This window comes from Oceaniglobus sp. K40-3 (genome assembly GCF_055808395.1).
This window is the reverse complement of sequence record NZ_CM147868.1, coordinates 476,255-488,678: the sequence shown is the minus strand read 5'-3', so window position 1 is coordinate 488,678 and position 12,424 is coordinate 476,255. Positions and strand designations below refer to the sequence as shown.

General features: G+C 59.2%; 11 protein-coding genes and 1 pseudogene. 10 read left to right on the top strand and 2 right to left on the bottom strand.

The genetic code is table 11. The annotated features are described in order from the left end of the window. Nucleotides 1-54 precede the first annotated feature (54 nt). The 5 genes and pseudogenes from AC0L7P_RS02580 (at nucleotide 55) to AC0L7P_RS02560 (ending at nucleotide 4,935) form a co-directional block, all read left to right on the top strand. Entirely contained in the window at nucleotides 55-1,362 is a 1,308-nt protein-coding gene (locus AC0L7P_RS02580; RefSeq protein ID WP_473434358.1) for a flagellar hook protein FlgE, read from the top strand. A 34-nt stretch (nucleotides 1,363-1,396) separates the two neighbouring features. After that, on the top strand, nucleotides 1,397-2,554 hold the full coding sequence (locus AC0L7P_RS02575) for a FlgK family flagellar hook-associated protein (RefSeq protein WP_473434357.1): 1,158 nt from the start codon (nucleotides 1,397-1,399) through the stop codon (nucleotides 2,552-2,554). After that, nucleotides 2,530-2,829 carry a flagellar basal body rod C-terminal domain-containing protein gene (locus AC0L7P_RS02570; RefSeq protein ID WP_473434356.1) on the top strand — a complete coding sequence of 100 codons (300 nt, stop codon included), beginning with the start codon at nucleotides 2,530-2,532 and terminating at the stop codon, nucleotides 2,827-2,829. Before AC0L7P_RS02575 ends, AC0L7P_RS02570 begins: the two co-directional genes overlap by 25 nt. A gap of 2 nt (nucleotides 2,830-2,831) precedes the next feature. After that, nucleotides 2,832-3,836 carry a flagellin gene (locus AC0L7P_RS02565; RefSeq protein WP_473434355.1) on the top strand — a complete coding sequence of 335 codons (1,005 nt, stop codon included), beginning with the start codon at nucleotides 2,832-2,834 and terminating at the stop codon, nucleotides 3,834-3,836. Next, nucleotides 3,833-4,935: pseudogene (locus tag AC0L7P_RS02560) on the top strand (flagellar basal body P-ring protein FlgI). Before AC0L7P_RS02565 ends, AC0L7P_RS02560 begins: the two are co-directional and overlap by 4 nt. Nucleotides 4,936-5,205: 270 nt before the next feature. Here AC0L7P_RS02560 and AC0L7P_RS02555 read toward each other — a convergent pair. Next, the gene (locus AC0L7P_RS02555; RefSeq protein WP_473434354.1) at nucleotides 5,206-5,886 is read right to left on the bottom strand and encodes a DeoR/GlpR family DNA-binding transcription regulator; all 681 of its coding nucleotides are present in this window, start codon (nucleotides 5,884-5,886) and stop codon (nucleotides 5,206-5,208) included. Between the two features lie 123 nt (nucleotides 5,887-6,009). Between AC0L7P_RS02555 and AC0L7P_RS02550 the strand changes: the two genes are divergently transcribed. Further along, complete coding sequence (locus tag AC0L7P_RS02550; protein WP_473434353.1) at nucleotides 6,010-8,427, top strand: GcvT family protein; 2,418 nt, start codon at nucleotides 6,010-6,012, stop codon at nucleotides 8,425-8,427. 5 nt (nucleotides 8,428-8,432) lie between these two features. On the opposite strand, the gene AC0L7P_RS02545 is transcribed toward AC0L7P_RS02550, so the two are convergent. Further along, entirely contained in the window at nucleotides 8,433-9,314 is an 882-nt protein-coding gene (locus AC0L7P_RS02545; RefSeq protein ID WP_473434352.1) for a LysR substrate-binding domain-containing protein, read from the bottom strand. A gap of 128 nt (nucleotides 9,315-9,442) precedes the next feature. Between AC0L7P_RS02545 and AC0L7P_RS02540 the strand changes: the two genes are divergently transcribed. The 4 genes from AC0L7P_RS02540 to AC0L7P_RS02525 all read left to right on the top strand — a co-directional run bounded on the left by AC0L7P_RS02540 (nucleotide 9,443) and on the right by AC0L7P_RS02525 (nucleotide 12,399). Continuing rightward, the gene (locus tag AC0L7P_RS02540; protein ID WP_473434351.1) at nucleotides 9,443-10,132 is read left to right on the top strand and encodes a Na/Pi cotransporter family protein; all 690 of its coding nucleotides are present in this window, start codon (nucleotides 9,443-9,445) and stop codon (nucleotides 10,130-10,132) included. An 8-nt stretch (nucleotides 10,133-10,140) separates the two neighbouring features. Next, nucleotides 10,141-11,112 (top strand): Na/Pi cotransporter family protein, encoded by a 972-nt coding sequence (locus AC0L7P_RS02535; protein ID WP_473434350.1) that lies wholly within the window; start codon nucleotides 10,141-10,143, stop codon nucleotides 11,110-11,112. A 97-nt stretch (nucleotides 11,113-11,209) separates the two neighbouring features. After that, nucleotides 11,210-12,073, top strand: coding sequence for a 2-aminoethylphosphonate--pyruvate transaminase (locus AC0L7P_RS02530; protein WP_473434349.1), 864 nt, complete (start codon nucleotides 11,210-11,212; stop codon nucleotides 12,071-12,073). Further along, complete coding sequence (locus AC0L7P_RS02525) at nucleotides 12,031-12,399, top strand: hypothetical protein (RefSeq protein ID WP_473434348.1); 369 nt, start codon at nucleotides 12,031-12,033, stop codon at nucleotides 12,397-12,399. Before AC0L7P_RS02530 ends, AC0L7P_RS02525 begins: the two co-directional genes overlap by 43 nt. Nucleotides 12,400-12,424 lie beyond the last annotated feature (25 nt).

The window sequence follows — 12,424 nt, the reverse complement described above, 5'->3', positions numbered from 1 at the left end:
CTGCTGCCCTAACAAAGGGGGAGAACCTGACAAACGCATCAGAAAGGCGCATCAATGACCATCTCTTCCTCGCTTTCGGCCAGTGTGGCCGGGTTAAACGCGAATGCACAGCGTTTGGCCGGGATTTCCGACAACCTGGCGAACTCATCGACCTATGGCTACAAACGGGTTGAGACCGATTTTCACTCGATGGTGGTGAATGGCGGTTCCCAGTCTCAGGGTAAATATACCGCGGGCGGGGTGACGACCACAAACAGCCGGTTGATCAGTGAGGGCGGCCAAGTTGTCGGCACTGCCAATTCCATGGACATCACCATCGAAGGGCGGGGCATGTTGCCCGTGACCGAACGTTCGGCGGTCGGCAAGGGTGGCGCGCTGCCCTTGTCGTTGATGACAACCGGATCGTTCAAGGCCGATGCCGAGGGTATTCTGACAAACGCGACAGGGCAGGTTTTGACCGGCTGGGCGCTGAACCCTGATGGATCACTGCCCAGCGTGACCCGCGACACCAGTGCGGCCCTGACGCCAATCGACATCACCCACAATCAGTTCGCGGCAAATCCGACAACAGAGGTGACCATGGGCGTGAACCTGCCCTCGGGCGATTCACAGGCGGGGGCATCCGGTGCGCCCCGGGATCTCTCGGTCGAATATTTCGGCAATGTCGGGCAGGCCGAATCCCTGAGCGTGACCTTCACGCCGACGGTTCCGGCCACCGGCGTTTCCAATGAATGGACCATGGTGATCACCGACTCGGCCTCTGGCGGTGCGGTGGTGGGCGAATATAATATGACGTTCAACAACACGGCGGTAAACGGCGGCACCCTGGCCACGGTTACCGATGTCAGTGGCGGGGCGTATAATTCCACAACCGGATCAATGACCATCCCGGTGGGTGGTGGCGATATTGAATTTACCATTGGCCAGATCGGCGCCATCGACGGCATGACTCAGCTTGCCACCAGCTTTGCACCCACCGGCCTGACCAAGAATGGATCGCCGGTCGGCAATCTGGTCGGCGTCGAGATCGATTCAGGTGGTATCGTCAACGCGGTGTACGACACCGGGTTCAATCGGCCGATTTATCAGGTGCCTCTGGTCGATGTGCCCAATCCCGATGGGCTTTTGTCAATGAGCAACCAGACCTACAAATTGTCGGATCAAAGCGGGCCGATGTTTTTGTGGGATGCCGGTGACGGGCCAACGGGTGGCACCAAAGGTTATTCCCTTGAGGCGTCGACGACCGATGTGGCGGTCGAACTGACCAACCTGATTCAAACTCAGCGCGCTTATTCATCGAATGCCAAGGTCATTCAGACCGTCGATGAGATGCTTCAGGAAACCACCAATCTCAAACGGTAACCGCACCTCTTCGCAATACGCAAAGGACTGACAGATGAGCATGATGGCGGCTTTGAATAACGCCCTTAGTGGGCTGAACGCGGTTGGGCGATCGGCGCAGGTGGTTTCGTCCAATATCTCGAACGCCCTGTCGCCGGGCTATGGCCGACGCGAGGTGGCGCAGTCTTCGGGCGCGTTTGGCGGTGTGCAGATTGACGGGATAACGCGATCGGTCAACGCCGTGGTTCTGTCAGACCGCCGGTTGGCCGATGCACGGGTGGCCGAGGGCGCAGCCAGCACCGAATTCCTCGACCGGCTTGAAACACTTTTGGGGGCGCCGGACGATCCGGGTGCCCTTACCGGGCGATTGAGCACCTTGGAGGGGCGGCTTCTGGAAGCAGCAAGCCGCCCGGATTCCGGCACCCGGTTGGAATCGGTGGTCGGTGCCGCGCGGGATCTGGTCAGTCGGGTCAACAGGATCGGTGTTGGCATACAGGCGGAACGGGTCAGTGCCGACAGCGCGATTGCCCGGGATGTCGAAACGCTCAACACCACCCTTGCCGAGGTGCGCGACCTGAACGCCAGCATCGCCAGCGTGACGAGCAATAACGGCGATACCAATGCCCTGAAGGATCAGCGGCAGATCCTGATTGACCGGATTTCCGAGATTGTACCCCTGCGGCAAATCCCCCGTGATCGTGATGTTGTGGCGCTGATGACGACCGGAGGGCAGGTCATTCTCGACAGTCAGGCGGCGACGTTCGAATTCACCCGTGCCAATACGATCACGCCGGGAATGACTCTGGCGGGTGGTTTGCTGTCTGGCCTTATGGTGAATGGCCGGGAAATCGACATGACCCCCCAAGGCGGCCCCATGGGCGGCGGGCGTTTGGCGGGTAATTTCGCGGTGCGTGATACCTTGGCCCCTCAGGCGCAGGCGGATATCGACGGATTTGCCCGCGACCTGATCCAACGCTTTGAGGATGCAACCATCGACCCGACCCTCGCGCCGGGTGATCCTGGTCTGTTTACCGACAATGGCGCTGCTCTTGCAGCCGCGCCGCCGCCGGGCATCGCCCAAAGGCTTAATTTGAATGATTTGGTCGATTCAGAACAGGGGGGCTGGCGACGCGTCTGCGCGATGGCTTGGGGGCCGTTACCCCCGGGCCGGTCGGCAATGCCACATTGTTGCAATCCCTGTCCGATGCGCTGAACGATCCGCGCAGTACCGCTCTGGGGGTGTCGGTTTCGGCATCGGGTTTCGCGTCAGAGTTGATGTCGCGCACCAGCGGCGCGCTGTTTCGGGCCGAAGAATCGCAAACCTTTGCCCAGAACCACGCCGATGCCTTGCGCGAACAAGAATTGTCGGGGGGTGTCGATACGGATCAGGAGATGCAAAAACTGTTGCTGATCGAGCAATCCTACGGCGCCAACGCCCGGGTGATACAGGTGATTGACGACATGATGGGTCGTCTGCTGGAGATTTAACCATGATACAATCCATAGGCGATCTTGCGATGAGCTTTGCCAACCGCTCGTCCAACGCGCGCATTCGCACCGAACTCAACACCCTGTCGCAAGAGCTGACCACCGGGCGAAAATCCGACCTGCGCAGTCCGCTGGCCGGCGATATGGCACCAATCGCCATGATCGAACGATCCCTGTCCAACCTCGCGGCTTATGGAACCGTGAACAGCGAAACCTCTCAATTCCTGAGCGGTGCGCAACTGGCCCTATCCCATATATCGGCGCAGTTGGGCGATTTGGCCGGTGCCGCGTTTGCCATGGAAAACACCGAAAATCCCGCTCTGATCGCCAATTTTGGCAAAGAAGCGGATATGCGGTTTACGACCGTCGTCAGTGCCCTGAATACGACGATTGCCGGGCGCAGCCTGTTTGCGGGCAATGATACTGCCGCGCGGCCGGTCGATGATCCGGCGCTGATTCTTGATGATCTGGCGTCGGCGATTCCTCTCGGCGCGTCGGCCCAGGATATTTCCGACAGTGTCGATGCCTATTTTGCGCCGGGCGCCGGATTTGAAACCGGCCGCTATCTTGGGGCGGATACGCCACTGGGGGCGGTTCGCCTGTCGGCTGACGACACGGTGTCCTTTGCCGTGTCGGCAAAATCCGATGGCCTGCGTTCGGCACTTGCGTCCACGGCTAAAGCGGCTTTGCTCAGTCGCGGGGTGCTGGACGGACAGGCTTCGGAGCAGAAAAAACTGATCCAGATGACCGGTCTTGACCTGATGCAATCCGAAGCTGAGGTGGTGATGTTGCGGGGCGATATCGGAATTTCCGAGGCGCGTCTGGATCAAGCGCAAACCCGCAACGAGGCCGAGAAAACCGCGCTCACCTTTGCCCGTTCCGATCTGGTGGCCGCTGATCCCTTTGAGACGGCCAGTCGGCTGACCGTCGTGCAAACACAATTGGAAACCTTTTATACGGTCACGGCGCGCCTGTCACAGCTGAACCTGACGGGGTATCTGCGATGAGGATCGTGCGGCTCATCGCGCTTTTCTGCCTCTGTCTGGCCACTCAGGTTTCGGCAAGCCCGGTTCGCATCAAGGATCTGGTCGAATTTGACGGCGTGCGTGGCAACGATCTGGTCGGATATGGGTTGGTTGTTGGCCTGAACGGTACGGGTGACGGTATTCGGAATGCGCCGTTTACCGAAGACATCATGGCGAGCATTCTTGAACGCCTGGGCGTCAACGTCACCGGAGAACAGTTTCGCCCCAAGAACGTCGCGGCAGTTCTGGTGACTGCGGCCTTGCCGCCGTTTTCCCGCGCGGGATCGCAAATTGATGTGACAGTTTCGGCCATTGGTGATGCAAGTAGCTTGATGGGGGGACTCTTGTGATGACCCCACTGAATGCAGCCGACGGACAGATCTATGCGGTGGCTCAAGGGACGATTCTGGCCGGGGGTGCGGTGGCCGCCGGGGCCGGGGCCACTGTGACCCAGGGTGTGCCGACATCGGGTGCGATTCCGGCAGGCGGCCGGGTGGAGCGGGAGATTGATTTCGACTTTACCCAGTTGAAATCAATCCGGCTTGCCTTGCGGACCCCGGATTTTACCACTGCCGGGCGGATTGAACAGGCGATCAACCGGAATCTGCGACGCAATGTTGCGGTGATGCTGGATGCGGGGACGGTGCTGATCGATATTGCGGCAACACGACTTCCTTCGCCAGCCCATGCGATCGGACGGATCGAAAACATCACGATCGAACCGCAGCGCAAGGCACGTGTCGTCGTTGATCCAAGTTCGGGCACCATCGTGATGGGAGAAGATGTGCGGATCAGTCGCGTCGCCGTCAGCCAAGGCAATGTAACGATTCGAATTGAGGAAGCGCCGCTGGTCGTGCAGCCAAACCCGTTTGCTGCGGGTGAAACGGTTGTGGTTCCACGCAGCAACGTCGGAATCAACGAAGAGCCTGGAATCGGGTTGGCCGAGGTGCCGGATGGCACGTCACTGTCCGAAGTCGTTCAGGGGTTGAACGCGCTTGGTGTCTCGCCCAGAGATATGATCGACATCCTGAAAAGCATCAAGGCGGCCGGCGCGCTCCATGCCGAGTTCATTGTGCGTTAAGGCCTTGTTTCCGCAACGATTGCCCTCTGATGAGGCCATGTCAGCAAAACAGAAAAGATGTGAACAGCAACCTGGATGAAACCCTGATCCATCGTGAACAGGCCGCAAACTGGCCGGACACACAGGGCAACCTTGCGCTGATGCAATGCTCCATTTCACCGAATAGGGTGTCCTATCGAACGTTGGGCTTGAAAAATCAGGCAAGGATCAGGGGCAGGCCGATGCGCTTTAGCATCATCTGTTCTGTTTGCCCCGGTGTATCGTCGCAAATTACGGCCTTGGCGGTTTGTGGGGATTTCCAGCGCAGGGGGCGGGGCGTCCGAATTTGTCGTGATCGGCGAGAAAATAATAATCAGTTGCGGCGCGTCGCATGGCATTGCGCAGCGCAAGGCCGTCACGATCAAAATCGGTAAAGCCCTGTTTGGCGTTCAGGCCACCAAGGCTGATGAAAGCCAGATCAACATTGTGGCCCGCCATCATTTCTATCGCATCCGGCCCGGTTGTGATGTTTTGCGCAAGTGACAGGGTGCCCCCCAGCAGTATCACCTCGGCCACGTTGCCCAGTTCCTGGGCGATGGCGATGTCATTGGTCCAGACCTGCAACCCAACCCGGACGCGCAATTCCCGCGCAAGGGCCAGTGTGGTTGATCCGCAATCCAGAGCAAGTCGCGTGCCATCCGGAACAAGGGCGGCGGCGCATTTTGCCATGCGGATCTTGCCTTTTTCATTGGTGGCAAGGCGCACCTGCAAATCGGGTTCTTGCAGCCCGATCCGCACGGCGCCGCCATAGACCAGCCGCAAAAGCCCCCGGTCCGCCAGTTGTGCAAGATCACCGCGAATGGTTTCGCGCGTGACCCCCAGTTGCGCGGCGAGATGCACCGTGCGTGCGGTTTCGGCCTTGTCCAGATGATCAAGGATCAGCCGGTGGCGCTGGATGGGCAGATCGGTCATCGGCGGCTCGCCTTTTGCTGCTTATGGATACCACAGAAAATTCGATATGCCAATAACATCAAAAAACTTCCAAATTATGCAAAGTTGCGTCATCTCTGTATTATTCGCCGGAAAGGAAACCCGATGACCAAAACTGACCTGCCAAGCCATGCCCGCGTTGTGATTGTCGGGGGTGGTGTGATTGGCGCTTCGACGGCCTATCACCTGACCAAACTGGGGATCTCTGACGTTGTGCTGTTGGAACAGGGGCAGCTTTCATCGGGGACGACATGGCACGCGGCCGGGTTGGTGGGGCAGTTGCGCAGCCATTCGGCGATGACCGGGCTGATCCAGTATTCCACCAAACTCTATTCTGAACTGCATCGGGAAACGGGGCTGCAAACCGGCTGGAAGCAATGCGGCTCGCTGTCGGTTGCGCGAACGGACGAGCGGATGACCCAGTTGCACCGCACCATTGCCAGCGCCCGCGCCCAAGGGGTCGAAGTGCAGGAGCTGACCCCCGAAGAGGCGGGCGAGAAATGGCCGCCGATGCGCGTGGATGATCTCAAGGGTGCGATCTGGCTGCCGGGTGATGGCAAGGCAAACCCGACCGACCTGACGCAATCTCTGGCCAAGGGCGCGCGCATGGGCGGCGCGCGGATCGTCGAGGGCGTGCGGGTGACGGGCATTACCCAGACCGATGGGCGGGTGACCGGGGTTCAGACGGTGCAGGGCGATATTACAGCCGAAATCGTGGTGAATTGCGCCGGCCAATGGGCGCGCAAGCTGGGCCTGATGTGCGGTGTCACGGTGCCGATGCATTCAGCGGAACATATGTATATTGTCACGGGTGCCGTTCCCGGGGTTCACACCGATCTGCCCGTGATGCGCGACCCGGACGGTTATATTTACTTCAAGGAAGAAGTTGGCGGTCTTTGCATGGGCGGGTTCGAACCCGTGGCCAAACCCTGGGGGATGCATGGCATCCCCGATGATTTTGCCTTTCAACTGCTGGAGGACGATTGGGATCAGTTTGAAATCCTGATGGAAAACGCCCTTATCCGGGTGCCGGGGTTGGAAACCGCAGAGGTTAAGAAATTCTATAACGGGCCGGAAAGCTTTACCCCCGACAACAACTTTCTTTTGGGCGAGGCGCCAGAGCTGAAAGGGTTTTTCGTTGGTGCCGGGTTCAATTCGATGGGCATCGCAAGCGCCGGCGGGGCCGGGCGCGCGCTGGCGGAATGGATCGTCGAGGGCGCGCCAACGATGGATCTGTGGCCCGTCGATATTCGCCGGTTTGCCAAGTTTAACAACAACATGACGTGGTTGCATGACCGGGTGAAGGAAACGCTGGGAATGCATTACACCATGCCCTGGCCGAACCTTGAACAAGACAGCGCGCGCCCGTTCCGTCGCCCGGCGCTTTACGACCGGTTGAATGTCAGAGGCGCGGTGTGGGGCAGCAAGATGGGGTGGGAACGGGCGAATTACTTTGCCCGTAACGAAACGGAAACCTCTATCGGTTATTCCTTTGGGCGTCAGAACTGGCACGATGCGGCGGCGGCGGAACATCTGGCAACCCGCAGCGGGGCGGCGTTGTTTGATTTGTCGTCGTTCTCGAAACTGATGGTTGAGGGGCGCGATGCATTGGCGGTGCTGAACCGGATCTGCGCCGCCAATCTGGATCGGCCTGTCGGCGCCTCGGTCTATACCGGGATGTTGAACATGCGCGGCGGTTTTGAAAGCGATCTGACAGTGTTCCGGCTGGGCGAAGCACGGTTCATGGTCGTGACCGGATCGGCGCAGGCGGTCCATGATGCCGACTGGATTCGGAAAAACACGCCGGATGATGCCCATGTTTGGGTGTCGGATGTCACCAGCGCGTGGTCGGTGCTGGCCGTGATGGGGCCTGACGCGCCCGGGCTGGTGCAAAGCCTGACGCGCAGCGATCTTTCGGTGGCGGCACATCCGTTCGCCACAGTGCGCGAAATTGATTTGGGCTATGCCACGGTGCTGGCCAACCGGATGAGCTATGCCGGCGAGGCAGGGTTTGAATTGTTCGTGCCGGTGGAATTTACCCTTGGGGTTTATGACGCGCTTGTGGAGGCGGGGCCGCTGGTTCACGCCGGATATTACGCGCTGGAATCGTTACGCATCGAAAAGGGGTTTCGCGCCTGGGGGCGGGAACTGACGCCTGATATCACACCTCTTGAGGCCGGGCTTGGGTTTGCCGTGGATTTCGACAAACCAGGCGGCTTTATCGGGCGCGAGGCGTTGCTGGCGCAGCGCGGGCAACCGTTGCATCAACGGATCGCGCTGTTCAGCGTCGATGCCCCCGAGCCACAGCTTTGGGGTGGTGAATTGTTGCTGCGCGATGGGGTGCCCGTGGGTAAAATCATGTCAGCGGCCCATGGCCACAGTATCGGGCGGCCCATAACCCTGTGCCGGATTGAACAACCGGACCGTGCGATCGACCGTGCCTATCTGGCGGAAGGCAGGTTCGAGATTGACCTTGCAGGGGTGCGGTTTGCGGCCACCTGGCACCCGAAGCCGCCGGTCTAGGTGCGTCAGGTCGTCAACCTTGCGGCCTGATCCTGTGCGATTTCCAGAAAGGCGCTGACCAGTTTCCCCCCGCGCCGTTCACGCAGGCAAATCAGGGTTTCGTCCATCATCATCTCGTCTTCTTCGGCGATCGGAATGCGCACCAGGCGCGGATCGTCGCCGAATTCTGCCGCAGAGACAAACCCGACGCCCACACCCGATGCCACAATTTCGCGCACCGCTTCGCGCCCTTCGGCGATGATCGACGGGGTAAAGGTGAATCCCTTGGCCTTTGCCGCCTCTTCGAATTTCTTGCGGGTCTTGGACCCGGCTTCGCGCATCACCAAAAGCAGGCTTTGCAGGTCGTGAAAGCTGAGCGATTTGCGCGCGGCGATGGGGTGATCCCGGGCAACAAAGGCCGAAATCGGGGTGGAATTCAGCGCAATGGTTTCAAAATCGCGCGATGGGGGCAGTTCGCCCAGAATTCCGATATCCGCTTCATAGCTGAACAGGCTTGCGATCACGGTTTCGGTGTTGCCGCCGCTGATCGTAATGCCGACGCCGGGGTATTTTTCGCGAAATTGTGCAAGGATCTTGAGCATATGCAGCGCGCTGTCGGCGACAATGCGCAACGTACCGGAACGGGTGGCACGGCTTTCGGTCAGCAACTCACGCGCCTGTTCTTCGTTCTCGAACAATCGGCGGGTGATTTCCAACAGCCTGTCCCCGGAGGGTGTCAGCGTGACTTGCTTTTTATGTCGGTTGAACAGAAGAATATCGTATTCTTCCTCAAGCTTGCGTACCTGATCGGAAATTGCGGGCTGAGTCAGGAAAAGGGTTTCTGCCGCGCGGGAAAACCCACCGCAAATGGCCACATAGTGGAAGGCGCGAAGCTGAACATAGCGCATGTTTGCAATCCTTCATAGGGTGGGGTTATATATTCATTGAAACTAACGATTTGCTCAATGAACGACAAGCGCGCTTTATGATTGTTCGCGCCTGTCGCTCTCAGCGCCTCTAATTTTAAGGACTGCATGTGCTGCCTGTCGCTTTTCTAATTCATCTTGCCGGGGCGGTTATCCTGCTGTTGTGGGCTGTTCGCATGGTGCGGACCGGGGTTGAGCGGGCCCATGGCACACGTTTGCGGGCGGCCTTGCGCGGGGCGCGGGGCGGCACGGCACAGATGGCCGTGGTTGGAATGATCCTGGCGGTGGTGCTGCAAAGCTCAACCGCGGTCGGGATATTGGCGACGGGGTTTGTGACCTCGGGCATATTGACGGTCGCGACCGGGATCGCGGCATTGTTGGGCGCGGATCTGGGATCGGCGCTGGTGGTCAAGATCCTGTCATTCGATCTGTCGGGCCTGATACCGCTTTTGTTGCTGGTGGGCGGCACGCTGTTCTTGAAATTCGAGGCCCGCACAGTGCGCCAAACCGGGCGGATCGTGCTGGGCATCGCATTCATTCTGTTATCGTTGCAAATGGTGGGCCAGGCGACAGAACCCTTGCGCGACAGTAATCTGTTGCCGGGATTGGTGGGCTATCTGCGTGGTGATCCATTGACCGCCTTTCTTGTGGCGGCGGTGATTGCCTGGGTCGTGCATTCTTCGGTGGCGACGGTGCTGTTGTTTGTGACCTTTGCGAATGGTGGCATGTTGCCGCTGGAGGCCGCCGTGCCGATGGTATTGGGCGCGAACCTTGGGGGGGCATTATCGCGGTCTGGCTGACCCGGGGAATGGAGATCGAGGCCCGCCGCATTCCTTTGGGCAACCTGATTTTTCGTGGCGCAGCGGCGGCGGTACTGTTGGCGGTCACGTTGATTGCCGATCTGCCGGTCGCGCTTTTGGGCAGCTCGGAGGCGGCGCAACTGGTCAACTTTCACCTTGTTTTCAACTTTGTGCTGGTGCTGCTGGCCTTGCCGTTTGTCGGCCCGATGGACCGGCTGACGGGATATATGCTGCGCGATACCAAGGTGGAAACCGGCGATGGTGGCCTTGTTCCCACGGTCAGTATGCTGGACCATGCGCCGGTCGATAACCCCACCCTTGCCCTGGCCAGCGCCAAGCGCGAATTGTTGCGCATGGGCGAAACCGTTGCGGCCATGTACAGCCCGGTGATGGAGCTGATGGACGGTGGCAATCTGGAAAAGATCGCCCGCGTGCGCGCGCTGGATGATGAGGTGAACCGCAAGCACACGGACATCAAACTGTTCATCGCTGAGGTGAATCGCGGCAACCTGACCGACCGGGAAGCTAGACTTGGCATCGACCTTACGGAATTTTGCATCAATCTTGAACATATCGGCGATATCATTGCCAAGGGGTTGCTGACCCTTGCCGAAACCCGCGCGCGCGAAAACCTGCGGTTTTCGGCCGAAGGATGGCGCGAAATGTCAGAGCTGCACAGCCGGGTCGAGGCAAACATGCAGCTTGCCCTGAACGTGTTGATTTCCGGTGATATGGCAAGCGCGCGGCAGTTGATGAAGGAAAAAGAGGTCATGCGAAAGCTGGCCCGTGACAGCCACGACCGCCATCTGGAACGGCTGTGCAACAGTCAGTCTGCCAGTATCGACACATCCGACATCCACCTGGAAATCGTGCGGGCGCTGAAAGAGATCAACTCGCTTTTGGTGACGGTGGCCTATCCGATCCTGACCGAAAGCGGGCACCTGCTGGAAAGCCGTCTGGCGCAGCCTCGTGATGTATAGATTTAATCGTTACATGGATACAAAATAACGATTTTACATATACAACGTAGCGTGGAAATAACAGGTCATACCGCCATTCACAGAGTGAGGCCGCGCCATGTCTGACCTTTCCAACGACCTGTTCCCGAACCCCGCCAAAGGAGAGCCTTTCCTGCTTACCCCCGGCCCGCTGACCACTGCCTTTTCGGTGAAAGAGGCGATGTTGCGCGATTGGGGGTCATGGGACGGCGATTTTCGCGCCATGACGAAAAGCATGTGCGATCAATTGGTTGCATTGGCAGGTGGCGGCTCGGATGACTTTGCCTGTGTGCCCATGCAAGGCTCGGGGAGCTATTGCGTCGAGGCGCTGCTGGGCACGTTCGTGCCGCGTGACGGCAAGGTTCTTGTGCTGGCCAATGGTGCCTATGGTCTGCGCGCCGCTGAAACCATGCGGTATCTGGGCCGCGCCTTTACGCTGATCAACAAGGGCGATTACATGCCCCCGCGTGGTGACGAGGTGGCCGCTGCATTGGCCGCCGATCCGGCGATCACCCATGTGATTGCCATTCATTGTGAAACCTCATCGGGCATTCTGAACCCGGTGGCCGAGATTTCCGAGGCAACCTATGCCGCCGGGCGCAAGCTGTTGGTTGATAGCATGTCGGCCTTCGGGGCGATTGATCTGGATGTGAACCGTATCCGGTATGAGGCGATGGTGTCGTCCGCGAACAAATGCATCGAAGGTGTTCCCGGCTTTGGCTTTGTGATTGCGCGCAAGTCGGAATTGGAAACCTGCGCGGGCAATTCCCATTCGCTCAGCCTTGATATTTACGCGCAATGGGTTGGCATGGTGAAAACCGGCCAGTGGCGTTTCACGCCCCCACCCATGTTGTCGCCGCGTTTCTTGAGGCCCTGCGCCTGCACGCGCAAGAAGGCGGCGTGGCGGGCCGGGGGGCGCGCTATGCCCGCAACCGCGATGTGATGGTCGCCGGAATGCGCGAGCTTGGCTTTGAAACCCTGCTGAAAGACCGCTGGCTGTCGCCGATCATCGTCACGTTCTTTTGCCCCGCTGACCCCAGATTTGATTTCACCGGGTTTTATGAACGGATGAAGGACAAGGGGTTCATCATCTATCCGGGCAAGCTGACGGTCGTGGACAGTTTCCGCGTCGGCTGTATTGGCCGGATGGATGAAACGATCATGACCCGTGTGGTTCAGGCGGCCAAAGAATCGCTTGCCGATATGGGTGTCACATCGGCGGCGCCGCCCGCTGCTGCAATTGCCGAACGGGCCAAACTTGCCGCCTGACAGGGCCTTCACCGACAGATAAGGA